The organism is uncultured Ralstonia sp. (assembly GCA_913056305.1).
Lineage (GTDB): Bacteria > Pseudomonadota > Gammaproteobacteria > Burkholderiales > Burkholderiaceae > Ralstonia.
Genome location: CAJXMR010000023.1, coordinates 23859 through 40735 on the forward strand (window position 1 = coordinate 23859; position 16877 = coordinate 40735).

Genomic DNA, 16877 nt, shown 5'->3' on the forward strand with positions numbered 1-16877 from the left:
GCGGTCGTGTTGCCGCGCTCGTGTAGAATTTTTTGCATGCCTGCCCGCAAACCAACCGGCGATGCCGGTCCGCCAGCCCAACCGCCCAGTGCGCCCGGTATGCCCGTGCGCGAGTTCACCATCGATGAGCTCGCGCGTGCGGCTGAGACCACCGTCCGCAACGTCCGCTCGTACCAGGACCGCGGCCTGCTCGACCCGCCCGAGCGGCGCGGCCGCGTGGGCATCTACACGCAGGCGCACCTGGGGCGGCTCAAGCTGATCAACCACCTGCTGGCGCGCGGCTACACGCTCGCCAACATCCAGGAACTGCTCAAGGCCATCGTCGAGGGCCACGATCTGCGCTCCATCCTCGGGCTCGAATCCGCCATCAGCAGCCCATGGTCGGAAGAGGCGCCCAAGCATTTTTCGCTGCTCGCGCTCGCCAAGCTATTCGGGCGATCCATGTCTCGCCAGGCGCTGGCCCGCGCCATCGCACTCGGCCTGCTGGAGCCCGACGGCCTCGGCTACCTGGCCCGCAACCCGAAGGCGCTGATGGCGGGCTCGCAGATGGCGCGCGCCGGTTTCCCGCTGGTCGACGTGCTCGACATCATCGAGCGTGCGCGGCCGCATGCCCAGGCGGTGGCCGATGACCTCGTCGCCATGGTCGTGCGCGAGCTCGACAGATATGGCGAAGGCCAGCTGCCGCCGGTCGAGGACGTGCCGCGCCTGGTCGACGTGATCTGGCGCATCCGGCCGCTGGCGCTGGTGGCGGTCGAGGCCGAACTGATGCGCGCGCTCGAGATTGCCGCCAACAAGTACCTCGGCGACCGCGTGGCACAGGTCCTTGAGCATCTGCACGAACCGCCGGCGCCGAACGGGTCACGCGAGCCGCCCGCGTCGAAGTCTTAAGACGTTGTCTCCTGGCGCGCCCTGCGTGGGGCGCGCCTCATCTATTTCTACGTTGCCTGCGACCGGACTACGATCCAGCCGCGCCAGCCGATGACAGCTTGCGGCGGATCGACGGTGACGGTGCCTCGCCGTTGGCAGCGGCATAGGCCTCGATTTCCGAGATCAGCTTGGGCAGGCGCTCCAGCGCCGCGCGGTTGTCCTCGTCCCACGGGTGGAACGACGGCCGGAAGTAATCCAGGAACTCCGGAATGATCTTGCGCAGCGGCGCCGGGTGGATCCACAGGAAGTGGAACGCTTTGCCCAGCCCGAGGAATTTGTGTTCGCAGGTGCGGTCGGCAAAGATCAGCCGCAGGTGCACGTAGAACACCATCGCCCAGAACGAGACCGTGGTCAGCAGCATGACCGACGTGCGCAGGATGTAGCGGCGCAGGCCCGGCTTGATGGCGAGGTTCCACACGTCGTAGCTGACCGCCTTGTGCTCGGTCTCTTCCATGGCGTGCCACATCCAGACCTGACGGTAACCGTGCTGGGAGTTGCGCCCGAGGCCGTCGTCATGCGCCAGCACCTGGTTGGCCAGCATGGCCGTGTAGTGCTCCAGCGCCACCGTCACCGCCAGCTGGTGCGACTTGGGCGTGTATTTGCGCAGCACGTTCAGGAACTTGCCGACGAAGCGGTCGATCCGGTTGGCGGGCAGGCCGGCGCGGTCGAGCAGGTCGTTGTACAGCACGTGCTCGCGCGTGTGCATGGCTTCCTGGCCGATGAAGCCGGCCACGGCCTGCTTCAGTTCCGGGTCGGTCACCAGGTGGCGGTAGTTGCGCACGCTGTCCATGAAGAAGCGCTCGCCTGTCGGGAAGAAGATCGACAGCGCGTTGAGGAAGTGGGTGACGTGGTTGCCTCGTTCGTGCCAGTTGCTGATGCGGTCGGCTGGCAGGTGAGGATGCACGTCGCGGCGGACTGGCATCATGGGCGGGTCTCCTGGAGAGCGGTCTCGGGGTGAGTGGCGGGGGTGCGGCCTTGTCCTTGTCCCTGCGCTTGTTCAAGGAAGGCGCAGAGGTCGGTGCCCACGCGCACGGGGTCCTCCTCCATCGGGATATGGCCGAGCGCCGGATACATGCGTAGCGTCGCGTGAGGGATGCGGCGGGCGAATTCGCCGGCGTGCGCGGGCGGGATCCACCGGTCGCGCTGTCCCCACAGGATCAGCGTCGGCACGCGGATGGCGGCCAGCACGCTGGTATCGACGCTGTCGAAATCGAACTTCGACACCATCTTGCCGAAGGCGGAGCGGGCGCCGTCGGCGTAGAAGAACTCGGTATAGCGACGCAGGGTCGGCGCCGACACGCGGGCCGGGTCGCCGTACACGTCGCGCGTGGCGGCGCGCACAATGCCTTCGGGCAGCAGCCACGGCGTGGTCAGTCGCACCGGCAGGTGATTGAACAGGTCGAGGTAGACCGGCAGCTTCATCGGGAAGCCGGCGGAGTCGATCAGCACGAGTTTCTCGATGCGCTCCGGGTGGCGTGCGGCGTAGTCCCACGCCACCATGCCGCCCAGCGAGTTGCCGACGAGCGAGAGCTGGGTCAGGCCGAGCGAATCGATAAAGGCGTCGATGAAGTCGCGGTACAGCGGCAGCTCTGCGGTGCGCGGGCGGCCGTGCGCGTCGCGCAGTGGCCCGGTGATCCCGAACGGCGGCAGGTCCAGCCGGATCACGCGCCAACGCCGCGTGAGCTGCGGCAGCACGCCGTCCCACGTGTGCAGCGACGCGCAGACACCGTGGATCAGCAGCAGCGTGCCTTCCGCGTTGGCGGGACCTTCATCGGTGTAGTGCACGCGCGTACCCATCAGCGGCAGGTAGCGCGACTGCGGCTTGGCGTAGCGCGCGATCAGCACGTCGCGCGGGATGCTGCGCAGGCCGAGGCGGCCGGGGCTGAGCATGGCACGCGCGGCGTCGAGCAGCGTGGCGCGCCGGGGGCTGGCGTAGACCTCGCCCGAGGCGTTGCCGAGCGGCGGAGTCGATGCGGTGGTCTTCATCGGCCGGTCTCTACTTGGCGCGGGCGGTAGCCGGCGCGGCCTCGTCGCGCAGGTTCTTCTTGCGTGTGCGGCGCGCCTTGAACACGACCAGCGCCTGGTAGGCGGCAGGCAGGATGCGCGCCATCGCGTCGGCGGCATAGGCATCCGGGCCGATCAGCACGCGGCGCTTGTTCTTGCGTACGCCGTCCAGGATCACGCTTGCCGCCTTCTCGGGGCGGGTGATGAAAAACTTCTCGAACTCGTCCTTGCCTTGCTGCTCGTCGCGGACCAGGAAGCCGTTCATGCTCGGCGACATGCGGCTGGACTTGGCGATGTTGGTCTTGATGCCGCCCGGGTGTACGCAGGTGGCCGACACGCCGCAGTCCATCAGGTCCAGCTCCTGGCGCAGCGCGTCGGTGTAGCCGCGCACCGCGTATTTGCTGGCGTTGTAGGCGGCCATGCCGGGCTGCGCGAAGACGCCGAAGATGCTCGACGTGTTGACCACGTGCCCCTCGCCGGTGGCTTTGAGCAGCGGCAGGAAAGCCTTGGTGCCGTGCACGACGCCCCAGAAGTTGATGTTCATGATCCAGGCCAGCTCGTCGTCGTCCATGCCTTCGATCGTGCTAGATAGCGCCACGCCGGCGTTGTTGAAGATCAGGTTGACCTTGCCGTGCGCGGTGGCGGCTTCTTCGGCCCAGCGGTAGACGGCCGCGCGGTCGGCCACGTCCACGGCGTGGGTGGTGATGCGGATGCGCTCGCCTTCATGCGCGCGGACGAGCTGCACGGTCTGCGCAAGCGCGGCCTCGTTGCGATCCGCCAGCGTCAGGTGGCAGCCCTCGCGTGCCAGGGCCAGCGCCAGCGCGCGGCCGATGCCCGACGCGGCACCGGTGATGGCGGCAACCTGGTTGTTGAACGACTTCATGACGTGGTCTCCTGTGGGCCGGCGCGTGGTGGAAAGGGGGCAGGTCGCGCCGGCACGGCCCCGTTCTGGGTTGGGTATGCGTCAGACGCGGTCGAGCGCTTCTTCGGCGGTGGTGTTCTGTGTGGCGGGCACGGTGCGCGCTGGCACGCGCCGCGGCGTGCCTTTGGGCGCGGGCAGCGCACGGGTGCGATAGTCGGCCAACCGGAAATGCGCGGTGGCGCGCCGGAACTGCCAAGTGAAGCCCGGCCACAGCGTGGTGTTCTTGCCGGTCTTCGGATCGAGGTACCAGCTCACGCAGCCGCCTTCGGACCAGATCGCGTGGGCCAGCCGTTTCTGCAGGCCATCGTTGAAGCGGCGCTGCACATCCGGGCGCACGTCGATGGCCGCCACGCGATGCGCGCGCATCGACTTGAGCGCGTCCACCACATACGCCACCTGCGACTCGATCATGAACACCATCGACGAGTGGCCAAGCCCCGTGTTCGGGCCCACCACCATGAAGAAATTCGGAAAGCCCGCCACCGTGGTGCCCAGGTAGGCTTCGGCCCCGCCGCCCCAGGCATCGACCAGGTCGACGCCGCCCGTGCCCAGGACGGCGCCGCGCGGGAATGGATCGGTGGCGTGGAAGCCGGTGCCGAAGATCAGGCAATCGACCTCGCGCCGCGTGCCATCGGTGGTGACCACGGCATTCGGCTCGATGCGCGCGACGCCGGTGGTGATGACGTCGACGTTCTGCCGCGTGAGCGACGGGTAGTAGTCGTTGGAGACCAGCACGCGCTTGCAGCCGATGGTGTAGTCGGGCGTGACCTTGTCGCGCAGGATCGGATCAGCGATGCGGCGCTTGATATGACGGCGCGCCATCAGCTCCACCGCCTTCATCAGCTTGGGGTTGACCACGAAGCCCAGCACGCGCGATTCGAGCATCCAGTAGATGCCGGTGCGCATCAGCTTTTGCGTGAAGGGCAGGTGGCGGAACAGCCAGTGCTCGGCGCGCGACACTTCGCGGTCGGGCTTGGGCAGGATCCACGGCGGGGTGCGCTGGTACAGGTCGAGCCGGCCCGCCTTGGGCGCGATCTGCGGCACGAACTGGATGGCCGAGGCACCGGTGCCGATCACGGCCACGCGCTTGCCGCGCAGGTCGTAGTCGTGCTCCCACAGCTGCGAGTGGAAGGCCTTGCCCTGGAAGGTGTCGATGCCGGGGATGTTCGGCCACGCCGGGCGGCTCAGGCCGCCCATGCCGGAGATCAGCGCACGGGCCCGGTAGCGGCGGCCGTCGGCCATGTCGAGATTCCACACGCCGGCGACATCGTCGAAGGCCGCGCGTGCCAGCGCATGGTTGAAGCGGATATGCCTGCGCACGCCAAACTGGTCGGTGCAGCGCTCCAGGTAGGCGCGGATTTCCGGCTGCGGCGAGAACATGCGCGACCAGTCCGGATTGGGCGCGAACGAGAACGAATACAGATGCGACTGCACATCGCACGCGCAGCCCGGGTAGTGGTTGTCGCGCCAGGTGCCGCCCACCGAGTCGGCCTTCTCGAAGACCACGAAATCGTCGATGCCGTGCTGCTTGAGCTGGATCGCCATGCCTAGCCCGGCAAAGCCGGTGCCGATGATGGCGATCTCGACCAGCTCAGGGGTGTCGCTGCTGCGTGCGGCCGAACCAAAGGCGTCGGCGCGCGGAAAGTCGGTCCGGGCGTTCACGTGGCGTCTCCGTGGGCGCCGTTTCAGCGCCTCTTAATGTGACATTGGTCGATGTCATCGTAGGGGGCGCTGCTGGGTGCGTCAATCGGTCGATTGGAGACGCGGCTCTAAAAGCGGCGCGGCAGGCGTTTGAAACGGAATGCGCTTACAAATCCGGGACTTGCGCGCGATTGGGTAGGGTCAGGATGCGGCTTTTGCTGCACTCAGTGTGTCTTGCAGGCGCGTGATCAGGCGCATCACACGTTGGCCCGCCCGGCGGATGTCGGCATCGGCGTTGTCATGCACCGTGTGTCTGAAGGCCGTCATTTCGGCATCGACGTCGGGGTTGCGCAGCAGGGCCAGGGCGCCGCCGGTGCGGTGTGCCCATTGACGCAGGGCTTGGCGGTCCACAGGGTCAAGCAGGGTGCGCAACCGGGCGGCGTCCTCGTTGAGCGCAGACAGGAAGACGCGGATCAGGTTGCTGGCCCCCGGGCCGTTGCCCAAGGTTCGGCGCAGGTCGTCGGCGCGCAAGCTGGGGCCATCGTCGGTGGGGATTGGGGACGGGGGCGGGACCGCCCCCACGCTGGCGGCCGCTTGCGGGTGCGGCGTGGTTGCGAGCAGCAGGCGGGACAAGGTTTCCTGCAGGCTTGCCAGCGTGGTCGGCTTGAGCAGGCAGGCATCCATGCCGACCGCGCGGCAGCGGGCGTGCTCCTCGGCCAGCGTGGTCGCCGTGATCGCGACGATGGGCAGGCGTGGGCCGTCGGGGGTCTCGTGCTTGCGAACGTGCGTGGCCAGGTCGAAGCCATCCATGTGCGGCATGTGGCAGTCGGTCAGCAGGGCGTCGAAGTCCGTTTCGCGCAGGCGTTCGAGCGCCGCGACGCCATCTTCGGCCAGCGTCACGCGGTACCCCAGCAGCCGCAGTTGCTTGGCGATCAGCTCGCGGTTGATCGGGTGATCTTCCGCCACCAGGATGTGCGCACCGAGGGCTGCGCCGGGCGATCCCGCTGCCGGCGGGCTGGCCTGCACCGGCGTCGCCGCGGTCTCGCGCACGGGAGCCGGAGACGTGAGCGCGGCATCGCAGGTCTGCAGGAATGCGCGCCAGTTCAGCGGGTTGGTGCTCAGCCGCGGGTAGGGGGGCGTGGCATTGCGGCCGAGGTAGATCGCCTCGCCGGTCACGCGGATGGTGCGGCGATCGTCCGCGGCCACACGCGCTTCGTCCACCAAGGTGAGCGTTGCCGCACCGCCATGCACCACACGCAGGCCCGCCGCGTTGGCGAACTGCTCCAAGCCGTGGCGGGCAGCATTGTCGGCCACGTCAACGCGCAGGGTGACGCCCTCGAAATGCGGCAGGCGATAGGCCGCGCCGATGACGGGCACCTCCAGGCGCAACGTGATGGTCGTGCCGACCCCCGGCGCGCTTTCCATCTCCAGCGTGCCGCCCATCAGCCGGGCGAGCTGGCGCGAGATTGCCAGGCCCAGGCCGGTGCCGCCGTAGCGGCGCGTGGTCGAGCGTTCGGCCTGCACGAACGGTGCGAACAGCGTGGCCTGCACCTCCGGCGCAATGCCGATGCCGCTGTCGGTCACGTGGATAGCGAGGCTGGCGGTGCTCGCCCCGGTCTGCACGCACTCAGCCTTCAGGCGCACGCCGCCGCGGTCGGTGAACTTGATCGCGTTCGACACCAGGTTGAACAGGATCTGGCGCACGCGCACGCCGTCCACCGCCACCGTGGCCGGCACCTCCGCCGCCACGTCCACCTGCACCGCAAGCGCCTTCTCGTGCGCGCGGCTGGCCAGCAGGCCGACCGTACCGTCGAACAGCTCGCGCAGATCGGTGGGCACGGGCGTGATGGCCAGGTGGCCGGCTTCGATCTTGGCGTAGTCGAGGATGTCGTCGAGGATGTGCAGCAGCGCGCGGCCGGATTCCTGCACCAGCGACACCATCTACTTCTGCTCGCCCTCCAGCGGCGTCTGCTGCAGCAGCTCGACCAGGCCGAGCACGCCGTTCATGGGCGTGCGGATCTCGTGGCTCATCATCGCCAGGAAGCGGTCCTTGGCGAGCAGGGCGGATTCGGCGGCGTTCTTGGCGGCCTCCAGCGCGTCGGCCTGCTCGCGCTCGGCGGTCACGTCGCTCAGGTAGCCGTTCCAGACCACGCGGCCGTCGGCCTCCCGGTGCGGGATCGAGTGAGCGTGCAGCCAGCGGATCGAGCCGTCGTCGTTGACGTGGCGGAAGCGCTCGTCGAACGGTGTGAGGTCGCGCGCGGAGTCGAGCGTTGCGTCGAGCACGCGCTGGCGGTCGTCGTCGTGGATCAATACCGTCGGGGTCGACAGATAGGTGAGGACGTCGTCGACCTCCACGCCGAGTGTCTCCGTGGCTTCACCGGCCACGTAGGTCATGCGGCCAAGCTGCGCGCCCGGGCGCATCTCGAACTGATACACCAGCGCAGGCAGCGATTCCGTGACCTCGCGCAGGCGGTGCTCCAGGCGTTCAGCGCGCGCCTGCGCTTCGCGGATCTCGCTGATGTCGACCAGCGACGCCACCGTGCCGCCCGGCTGGCCGTCGGGCTGGTGGAACGGCTCCACCCAGTAGAGGACGTTGCGGTGCTGGCCGTCGGGGGTGGCGATGGTGATCTCTTCGCGTGTGCTCTCGTCCATCTCCACCGCGCGGCGGTTGATCTCCATCAGGTGGTTCGTGTTGTGCGCCGAGTACAGCCCCAACTGCGTGGGCGTGCGCCCCAGCACGGCCTCGCGCGGGCGGTCGAACAGGCTGCAGAACGCGGCGTTGACCGCCACATAGCGGTGATTGGCGTCCTTGGCGACCAGCGGAAACGGCACCGACTCCATCAGCGCCCGCTGGAAACTCAGCTGCTGGGCGAGCGTGGTCTCGGCGCGGCGGCGTTGGTGGTTCTCGCGGCGCAACTGCAGGTGCTTGATGAGCAGCAGCATCAGCGCGGCCAGCACGATCGCCGCCGCCGGGCCGAACTTCGCCAGCAGCACCGACGCCGTTGGGCCCAGCTGATAGCTGACCGACAGCCACTTGTTGCGGATGCTGATCTGCTCGCCCTCGGGCATGGCGAACAGCGCGCGGTTGATCAGCGGTACCAGCGTCGCATAATGTGCCGACACGCCCACGCCGATGCGTTCGATGGTGCCGGCCGGCCCCGTCACCTTCAGCTCGCCGGGGTAGTGATGGCGGATCAGCGCGTCGACCACCGGCAGGTTGGCGATGGTGAAGTCGGCCCGGCCGGTGGCGACCATGCGCAGCGCGTCGTTGACGGAATTGGCGGTCTCGATGCGGATCTTGGGCACGGTCTGGCGCAGCGTGTCGCCCAGCGTCTCGCTCAGCGGCAGCGCAACCGTCTTGCCGGAGAGCTCGGCCAGCGTGACCACCGCCAGCGCGTCGTTGCGACCGACGATCACCATCGGCGTGGCGTCAATGGCGTGGCTGAGGGTGAAGCCGGGCGGGTGGTAGTCCTGGTTGGACATGCCGAGCAGGATGTCGATCTCGCCGGCGCGCGCGCGGACCAGCGCGTCAGTCCAGTCGCGCACCGGCACGCGCTCGAAGCGCAGGCCGAGCGTGCGCGACAGGTAGCTCAGGTATTCCGGCAGGATGCCACGCAGCTCGCCGCGCTCTTCGTCGAAGGTGTAGGGCATGTAGGCCGAATCGGCTGCATAGCGCAGCGGCGGCAGCGCCGCCAGCACCATGCGCTCGTGCGGCGACAGCGGCAGCGCCACCGCAGCGGCGCCACCCTGCGTAATCCAGCGCGCGCGCAGGTCGCGCATGGTCGATTCGGGCAACTGGGCGAGATGGCGGTCGAGATAGCGGATCAGTGCGCTGCGGTTGCGCGGCGCGGCAAAGTGCAGTGCGTCCACCTGCTGGTTGATCAGCTGCACGATGGACAGGGGACGGTAGCGCGGCAGCGTCATCAGCTCGCGCGTCGGATAGGTGATGCCGACATAGGCATCGGCCGCACCGCGCATCACTGCGTCGAGTGCCTCGGTGGGGGTGGGCGTGCCGATCAGGTGGATGCGGGGGTACTGGCGCGGCAGCTCGTCTTCCAGTGGCGAGCCTTGCTCGACGGCGATGCGCGCGCCGTCGAAGAACGGGTTCTGCGCGACGGCGGCGTTGTCGGTGCGTGCCACCACGGCGGTCGGGCGTTCCAGGTAGGGGGCGGAATAGCTCAGGCAATGGTCGTATTGCGCGCGCGGCACGACGCTCATCACGATGTCGACTTCGCCGGCGCAGGCCGCCTTGAGGAGTTCGTCGCGGCGGCTGAACACGCGCGGGATCACGTGCACGCGGTCCTGTGGGATCAGTTGCATGAGCAGGTCGCCGGAAAAGCCCGCGAGCTTGTCGCCCGAGAGGCCTTCGAGCGGCATCAGCGAATCGCCGATCACGCCCACGGTGAGCGCGGCGGGCACCTGGTCCAGACGCTGGACGGCCAGGGCTGCGTCGTCGGCGCGCGCATGCCCGGGCGCACCGAGCAGCGCCAGCGCCGCCACGCAGACCAGCAGGCCTGCGCCCACACCGCAGCGCAGGCGCGTGCATGCCGAGAGGGTTCGGAGGAACGCCATGGTGCGCCTCGCTTCAGCCTTCTGCGCTGCCGAGCAGGCCGTGGCGCACGGCAAAGTCGAACAGCGCGGCTTCGGTGCTGAGCTGCAGCTTGCGCATGCCTTTCTGCTTTTGCGCGCTGATGGTTTTCACGCTGCGGTTCAGGCGCATGGCAATCTCGCTGACCGACAGGCCGGTCACGTACAGGCGCAGCACTTCCAGCTCGCGCTTGCCGAGCAGGTTGATCGGATCGTTCTCGGGCGGTTCGGTCTCGGTGGAGCGCCGGATCAGCTTGGCGTCTAACTGCGGCGAGAGGTAGATGCGGTCCTCCAGCAGCGCGCAGAGGCCTTCCACGATGTGGCGCAGCTCGTCGGACTTGCTGACGATGACCTTGATGCCGGCGCGCAGGATGTTGCCCATCAGCACGCGCGTCTCGAGCATGGTCAGCACCATGATGCGCAGGTCCGGATGGCGGCGCTGCAGGAATTCGATCAGGACGATGCCATCGCCGTAGCGGCTGCCAGGCATCGCGTAGTCGGTGATGATGATGTCGCAGTGCACCTGCTCGAGCAGGGACAGCAGCTCGTCGACGTTGGTGGCTTCGCCCGTCACTTCAAAGCCCGCGGTGTTGGTGACGAGGTGTCGCACGGCGGCCACCACGCCAGGATGGTCGTCGGCAATCACGAGTCGGACGGGCGCCTGCATGTCGATGCTTCTCCGTGAGGAAGGTGACGTGCGGCAACCTATTTGCCGCGCTATGAAGAATCGCCCATGCGGCTTGACGGGAAAATCGGAAAAATCTTATTCATAGGCGGATGCCCGCATCGGTCTGGTGCAAAAGGGTTGCAACGTGTTGAGAATGCGCCTCTGTCGCAACTGCAAGACACATCTGCCGCGTGGCAAAATGCTCGCGATTTTTCAAAGGTTGCCGCTCATGTCTTCGACTCCACCCACCATCGCCTCCGCCGCCGACCGCCAGCAAAGCGCCGAACGCTCGACCATCGTCAGCGCCGGGGTCAATTGCGTGCTTTCTGTCTGCCAGATCGTGGCGGGGATGTGGTCGCATTCGCAGGGGCTGGTGGCCGACGGGCTGCATACGCTGTCGGACCTGATCGCGGATGGCATCGTCTTCATTGCCAACCGCAACAGCCACAAGGGGCCGGACGAAGACCACCAATACGGCCACGCGCGCTACGAGAACGCCGCATCGCTGGGGCTGGGCCTGCTGCTGCTGGCGGCCGGCGGCGGCATGATCTGGACGGCGGTGGAGAGCCTGCGCTCGCCGCACGGCCCGGAGGCGGTGCATGGCCTGGCGCTGTGGGTGGCGTTGCTGGCGCTGGCATCCAAGGAAGGGCTGTTCCGCTACATGCTGGCGGTGGCCAAGCGCATCGGCTCGCGCATGCTGATCGCCAATGCGTGGCATGCGCGCTCGGATGCGATCTCGTCGCTGGTGGCGGCCATTGGCGTGGCGGGCAACCTGATGGGCTTGCGTTGGCTCGATCCGATCGCGGCCTGCGTGGTGGGGCTGATGATCGCCCGCGTTGGCCTGAAGTTCGGCTGGGAGGCGCTCAACGATCTGATGGACCGTGCGCTGCCGCCGTCGCACGTGCAGGCCATCCGCGCCAGCTTGGCGGCCACGCCGGGGGTGCTGTCCGTGCACGACCTGCGCACGCGCGTGACGGGCGATCAGGCGCTGGTCGACGCGCATATCGAGGTGGACCCGCGCGTGTCGGTGAGCGAAGGGCACGCCGTGGCCGTGCGCGCACGCGCGAGCGTGCTGGCGGTGCAGTCCGACATGCCGGTGCTCGACGTGCAGATCCACGTCGACCCGCGCGAGCGGGCGTATACCGATCCGTTGCACCTGCCCGATCGCGACGCGGTGGCGGCCCTGCTGGCCGAGGTGCTGCCGCACGCAGGCGCGCTCGACGCGCGCGATTGCGTGCTGCATTACGTCGATGGCGCGGTCGAGCTGGACCTGATCCTGCCGGCCGCACTCTCGGTGGAAGACGCCGCACGCCTGACCGCCGCAGTGGCCGCGCGCTGGGGCCGCGAAGTCCATGTGCGCGTGCTGGTGCGCAGCTAAGCCGCTGACACGACCGCTGACACTACCCATTCCCGCCCGGGGGCGCGTGCCGCAGCCGGCCCTGGCTGCGCAATCCCCCGGGTAACCGGGTTGGCCAGCACGTTGCCGCGTCGTCGGCACTTGCGGTTTGGAGGCGCCCACCTACCGCCTGGGCAATCAAGTTTCCGCCCTGCCTGCCGATTTCATGGACACAAGAGCGGAACACATTCCGCCATCCCCTTCCCCGGCGCGGCCAATGCCCCAGCAGCCTGCATTGCGGCGTGCCAGACCGATCTGCGAGAACACCATGGACCAGCAACTCGACGCCCGATGGCGCAGCGAAGTGCAGGAAGCGATGCGCACTGTGCAACGGCGGTTTGGAATATCGCAGGCCGACTTGACCCAGCGCCTGTCGCGCGACGCGCTGATCACCGCCCTGACGGATGCGATCTGGTCGCAGCGTGCGGCCTACGCCCGCCTGCGCGGGACGCTGGCGGTCTCGCCCGAAACGGCGGATGAATCGACCCTGTGATCGCCCAGGCGGCCGGAGGGCATTGGGGTCAATGCGGTAGATGAGGCAGGTGAGGTATGCGGTACTGCGGTTCGTTGGATCTGGAACATCTGTTGCGCCAGCCGTTTGGGCTACTGGGTGTGCTGGTGCGGGACCCGGCAACGGGCCTGCCCCAGCCGTCGGTGGACGTGGCGGCGCGCGCCGTGCTGCTGCGTGCGGCCGGCTATGAGGTGATGCCGATGTGTGCGCATCATGACCGGCGCGGCTTTTGCCTCGGCCACCCGGAACAGACCATCGGCATGTAGGCGCTGCAACTTGCGGGTGCGGCGCGGTTTCGCGCGGTTTCACGACAGACCCGGCCCTTGGCCGGGTTCTTCATTTGAGCGCGTCCAGTTCGGGGTAGTGGCGGAAGATGCCCATGGTGTTGAACGGAATGCGCCGCGGCGATTGCAGATAGGCCGCGATGCGCGGCAGCGCCGCTACCCGGTCGTGCAGCGCGACCAGATGTGGCAGGCGCCCCTCCAGGCGCAGCATGTGGCGCGGGAACGCGTAGCGCAGCCCGGCCATGATCTGGAACAGCGAGAGGTCGACGTAGGTGAGCGCATCGCGCACGGTCCAGGTAGGCCCGGCCGGATTGCGCGCCAGCACGCCCTCGAAATACCACAGGAACTTGGGCGCCCGGTTGGCGAGGAAATCGGCCGTGCGGCGGCGCGCCTCGTCGTGCTGCTCTTCGTAGTACAGGCGGGACGCGATCGGGTGGTGCGTGTCGTGGATCTCCACCACGAAGTCGGCAACGGTCAGCTGCAGCTGGTGCGTCCACAGGCCGCCGGCCTCGTCCTGCGGTGCCAGGCCGTAGTGCTGGCCGAGGTAGAGCAGGATGTTGGCCGTCTGCGCGATCACCAGGTCGCCGGCGATGAGGACGGGCGGCGCAAACGGCGGCGTGGCCAGCTTCGGGTCGTCGAGCACGGCTTCCAGGGCGGCCGCGTCCTCGCGGGCGAGATCGACGTAATCGACGCCGGCCTGCTCCAGCGCCAGGCGGATGAACTCGCCGCGGCCCTGGATCTCGGGCCAGTAGTAGAGCGTGGTCGGCATGGTCGGGGCCGATGCGGTCAACGGATTCGATGCACCGCAGTAGAGACGGCGCCTGCGATCGATAATAGGCGGTCCTCCTGGAATCGCTAGCCGTGCACACTTCCGCCACCAGACCGCCAGCTGCCCCCGCTGCGCCCGCCAATCCCGCTGCCGCCACCGCAGCGCCCGTCATCGAACCCGCCGACCCGTCGCGCTGGCTGGTGCGCGGCACACCGGGCTACCGCCGCGCCAACCTGGCGCTGTTCGCGGCTGGGTTCTCCACCTTCTCCCTGCTGTACTGCGTGCAGCCGCTGATGCCGCTGCTGGGGCATGACTTCGGCCTTACGCCTGCGCAGACCAGCCTGGTGTTGTCGATTTCCACCCTGCTGCTGGCCTTCGCCATCCTGTTTGCGGGGCTGCTGTCGGAGTCGGTCCACCGCAAGACGCTGATGGGGGTGTCGCTGGTGCTGTCGTCCGCGCTTACGCTGGCAGCGGCCGTACTGCCGGGCTGGGATGGCCTGCTGGCCTCGCGCGCGGTGCTTGGCGTGCTGCTCGGCGGCGTGCCCGCGGTGGCGATGGCCTACCTCGCCGAGGAAGTCCACCCGCAAGGCCTGGGCATGGCGATGGGCCTGTACGTGGGCGGCACCGCCTTCGGCGGCATGGCCGGGCGGGTGCTGACCGGCGCGGTGGCCGATCATGCCGGTTGGCGCGTCGCAATGGGTTTCACCGGCGCACTGGGTTTGCTGGTGGCGCTGGCCTTCCTGTGGCTGCTGCCGCCGTCGCGCCGTTTCGTGCCGCGCCGGGGCGTGGCGCTGGGCGATCTGTTCGACTCCCTGGGCGAACACCTGCGCGAGCCCGGCCTGCGCGCGCTGTTCGCCATGGCCTTCCTGCTGATGGGCGGCTTCGTCACGATCTACAACTACGCCAGCTTCCGGCTGCTGGGCGCGCCGTATGCGCTCAGCCACACGGCGGTCGGGGCGATCTTCATGGTGACCTGCTCGGCATCGGCGCCTCCACCTGGTTCGGGCGGCTGGCCGATCGCCACGGCCGCGGCCGCATGCTGCTGACCGGCACGGCGCTGATGTCGGCGGGCGTGCTGATGACGCTGGCCGCGCCGCTGGCGTGGGTGATCGGTGGCATCGCGCTGCTCACGTTCGGCTTCTTTGGCGCGCACGCGGTGGCCAGCGGCTGGGTCGGGCGCCGTGCCAAGCGCGCCAAGGGGCAGGCCGCCGCGCTGTACCTGCTGGCGTACTACCTCGGCTCCAGCATCGCCGGCACGGCGGGCGGCAAGCTCTATGCACGGTGGGGCTGGCCGGGCGTGGTGGCGATGGTCGGGGCGATGCTGGCCTGCGCCGTGCTCAATGCCACGTGGCTGTGGCGGCGCGCGCCGCTGCCGCCCGGGGCGAAGCGCTGAGCGCTGCGTGGCTCGTGCGTCACCGAGATTGACGACCACACGGGGAATTCGCGTATCGTGCCGTGGTCCGTGTCTGCACGATCCCGTTCCTCACCATGCACACACTCTCTCTGTTGTTGACGCGACGCGGCTGGCTCGCGTGGTTGCTGGCGCTGCTGGCCCTGGCCGGCGGTGCCCAGGCCGCACCGGTGTCGTTCGCCAAGCTGTCGGCGCTCACGTCTTCCACCAACAGCGCATCCGCGCCTGCCGCCACGCCGGCGCAGACGCGCGAATCACTCGATGCCGTCATCACGCTGCTCGACAACGACCAGCAGCGTGCCGCGCTCGTCAGCCAGCTCAAGCAGCTGCGCGCGGGCATGACCGCGCAGCAGACGGCGCAGGCCCAGCAGGCGCCCGGCCTGCTGGGCGCCGTCGCCTCGCTGATCGAGAACGGTTCGCTCGAGCCCGACATGGAAGCCGGCGCACCGCGCTACTGGCTGCGCCGCCTCGACGCCGCCGACGGCGATGCCAACCTGCTGGCCGCGCCCGGCAAGCGCCTGCACCTGCTGGGCGACTTTGCCGGCACCGTCGGCATCTGGGCGGCCATCGCGGGCAGCCTGCTGGGGCTGGGCTGGCTGATCCGCCGCGTGGTCGGCGTGCAGGCGGGTCTCGGGCCGCATCCGACCACGCGCGCGTTGTTTGTCGATGCGCTGCGCAAGATCGGCCCGTGGGCGGTGTCGTTTGCGGTGCTGTTGCGCCTGCCGCACGACGCCACGCCGGGCTTCGTGCTGGCGGCGGTGCTGGCCTATGCCATGGTGTGGGGCGCGATCGTGGCGGCGGCCACGGCGATGCTGTTCTCGCTGTTCGCCGGCAGTGCACACCGGCGAGTGGCGGTGGGCATCCTGCTGCGTCGCGCCACGCTACCGATCTTCATCACCGCCGCTGTGGGCGCCTGCGGCGACGCGCTGATCGATCCGCGCGTGGCGCTGGTGCTGGGTGGCGCGCTGAGCCTGCTGGTGGCCACGCTGTGCAACGCGGTGTCGTCGCTGATGCTGGCGGTGGGCGCGCTGTGGTTCCGCCGCCCGATCGGCCAGCTGATCGCCAACCGCCCGTATGAGGTGCGCAGCGGCCAGCATGCCGGCAACCAGCTGCGCCGGGCCGTTGCCGTGCTGTGGCCGGTGCCGGTGGTGGTGCTGGCCGGCGCCACCGTGCTGGCGACGCTGGCCATGCCCGACAACGTCGACGCCGTGTCGCGGCGCGCGGTGATGACCTCGCTGCTGCTGGTGGCGGCGTTCTTCCTCGCCGCCGTGGTGGGGCCGCGCGCGCACTGGCGCGGGCACCTGCGCGTGCATGTGCGTGTCCAACTCGGCCGCACCTCGCCGTATCTGGAGCGGCTCAAGCATTTCCTGACGGCGCTGGTGCAGCTGGCGATCTGGATCGCCTTCCTGGAACTGGTGACACGCGTGTGGGGCCACACCCTGGCGGAGCTGCTGCACCACTCGGTCAACGGCCGGCGCATCGCCGATGCCATGGCCGGGCTGGTCGGCACGGTGTTCTCCACCTGGCTGGTGTGGATCCTGCTCGATACGGCCATCCTGCAGGCGCTTTCGCCCGCCACGGCGCGGCAGGCGCCCAGCACGCGCGCGCGCACCATCCTGCCGCTGCTGCGCAACGGCTTGAAGGTGACGCTGGTGGTGACCGCCGGCATTGGCGTGCTGGCCAACCTGGGCGTGAACGTGACACCGCTGGTGGCCGGCGCCGGGGTGATCGGCCTGGCGGTGGGCTTTGGCGCGCAGT

At 68.9% G+C, this 16877-nt stretch carries 11 protein-coding genes and 2 pseudogenes; 6 read left to right on the forward strand and 7 right to left on the reverse strand.

The features are described 5' to 3' along the window. Positions 1-36 precede the first annotated feature (36 nt). Positions 37-888, forward strand: a complete 852-nt coding sequence (locus QZ609_RS06420) for a MerR family transcriptional regulator (protein ID WP_295492365.1) — start codon at positions 37-39, stop codon at positions 886-888. A 67-nt stretch (positions 889-955) separates the two neighbouring features. Here QZ609_RS06420 and QZ609_RS06425 read toward each other — a convergent pair whose 3' ends face one another. The 6 genes and pseudogenes from QZ609_RS06425 to QZ609_RS06450 all read right to left on the reverse strand — a co-directional run bounded on the left by QZ609_RS06425 (position 956) and on the right by QZ609_RS06450 (position 10748). Further along, complete coding sequence (locus tag QZ609_RS06425; protein WP_295492367.1) at positions 956-1852, reverse strand: metal-dependent hydrolase; 897 nt, start codon at positions 1850-1852, stop codon at positions 956-958. Further along, the gene (locus QZ609_RS06430; RefSeq protein WP_295492369.1) at positions 1849-2913 is read right to left on the reverse strand and encodes an alpha/beta hydrolase; all 1065 of its coding nucleotides are present in this window, start codon (positions 2911-2913) and stop codon (positions 1849-1851) included. Before QZ609_RS06430 ends, QZ609_RS06425 begins: the two co-directional genes overlap by 4 nt. A 10-nt stretch (positions 2914-2923) precedes the next feature. Next, the gene (locus tag QZ609_RS06435; RefSeq protein WP_295492371.1) at positions 2924-3814 is read right to left on the reverse strand and encodes an SDR family NAD(P)-dependent oxidoreductase; all 891 of its coding nucleotides are present in this window, start codon (positions 3812-3814) and stop codon (positions 2924-2926) included. A gap of 81 nt (positions 3815-3895) precedes the next feature. Then, on the reverse strand, positions 3896-5515 hold the full coding sequence (locus tag QZ609_RS06440) for an NAD(P)/FAD-dependent oxidoreductase (RefSeq protein ID WP_295492373.1): 1620 nt from the start codon (positions 5513-5515) through the stop codon (positions 3896-3898). Between the two features lie 180 nt (positions 5516-5695). Next, positions 5696-9895 (reverse strand): annotated as a pseudogene (locus QZ609_RS06445) (transporter substrate-binding domain-containing protein); the annotation flags it as partial. A gap of 184 nt (positions 9896-10079) precedes the next feature. Beyond that, entirely contained in the window at positions 10080-10748 is a 669-nt protein-coding gene (locus tag QZ609_RS06450; RefSeq protein ID WP_295492375.1) for a response regulator transcription factor, read from the reverse strand. Between the two features lie 229 nt (positions 10749-10977). Here QZ609_RS06450 and QZ609_RS06455 point away from each other — a divergent pair, with 229 nt between their 5' ends. The 3 genes from QZ609_RS06455 (at position 10978) to QZ609_RS06465 (ending at position 12921) form a co-directional block, all read left to right on the forward strand. After that, a complete protein-coding gene (locus QZ609_RS06455; RefSeq protein ID WP_295492377.1) occupies positions 10978-12126 on the forward strand; it encodes a cation diffusion facilitator family transporter in 1149 nt (382 codons plus the stop codon). Positions 12127-12412: 286 nt separating this feature from the next. Then, positions 12413-12637, forward strand: a complete 225-nt coding sequence (locus tag QZ609_RS06460) for a hypothetical protein (RefSeq protein WP_295492379.1) — start codon at positions 12413-12415, stop codon at positions 12635-12637. 56 nt (positions 12638-12693) lie between these two features. Next, positions 12694-12921, forward strand: a complete 228-nt coding sequence (locus QZ609_RS06465) for a hypothetical protein (RefSeq protein ID WP_295492381.1) — start codon at positions 12694-12696, stop codon at positions 12919-12921. 70 nt (positions 12922-12991) lie between these two features. Here the strand turns inward: QZ609_RS06465 and QZ609_RS06470 are convergent, their stop codons facing one another. After that, on the reverse strand, positions 12992-13708 hold the full coding sequence (locus QZ609_RS06470) for a glutathione S-transferase (RefSeq protein WP_295492383.1): 717 nt from the start codon (positions 13706-13708) through the stop codon (positions 12992-12994). A gap of 170 nt (positions 13709-13878) precedes the next feature. Between QZ609_RS06470 and QZ609_RS06475 the strand changes: the two are divergent. After that, positions 13879-15101: pseudogene (locus QZ609_RS06475) on the forward strand (MFS transporter). Positions 15102-15196: 95 nt separating this feature from the next. Beyond that, on the forward strand, positions 15197-16877 hold a 1681-nt coding region (locus QZ609_RS06480; protein WP_295492385.1), incomplete at its 3' end, for a mechanosensitive ion channel.

Bases quoted from the DNA above. Each gene is read 5' to 3' on its own strand.
- QZ609_RS06450 (WP_295492375.1), bottom strand. From the start codon at position 10,748: ATGCAGGCGCCCGTCCGACTCGTGATTGCCGACGACCATCCTGGCGTG.
- QZ609_RS06435 (WP_295492371.1), bottom strand. From the start codon at position 3,814: ATGAAGTCGTTCAACAACCAGGTTGCCGCCATCACCGGTGCCGCGTCG.
- QZ609_RS06430 (WP_295492369.1), bottom strand. From the start codon at position 2,913: ATGAAGACCACCGCATCGACTCCGCCGCTCGGCAACGCCTCGGGCGAG.
- QZ609_RS06420 (WP_295492365.1), top strand. From the start codon at position 37: ATGCCTGCCCGCAAACCAACCGGCGATGCCGGTCCGCCAGCCCAACCG.
- QZ609_RS06470 (WP_295492383.1), bottom strand. From the start codon at position 13,708: ATGCCGACCACGCTCTACTACTGGCCCGAGATCCAGGGCCGCGGCGAG.
- QZ609_RS06455 (WP_295492377.1), top strand. From the start codon at position 10,978: ATGTCTTCGACTCCACCCACCATCGCCTCCGCCGCCGACCGCCAGCAA.
- QZ609_RS06425 (WP_295492367.1), bottom strand. From the start codon at position 1,852: ATGATGCCAGTCCGCCGCGACGTGCATCCTCACCTGCCAGCCGACCGC.
- QZ609_RS06460 (WP_295492379.1), top strand. From the start codon at position 12,413: ATGGACCAGCAACTCGACGCCCGATGGCGCAGCGAAGTGCAGGAAGCG.
- QZ609_RS06465 (WP_295492381.1), top strand. From the start codon at position 12,694: ATGCGGTACTGCGGTTCGTTGGATCTGGAACATCTGTTGCGCCAGCCG.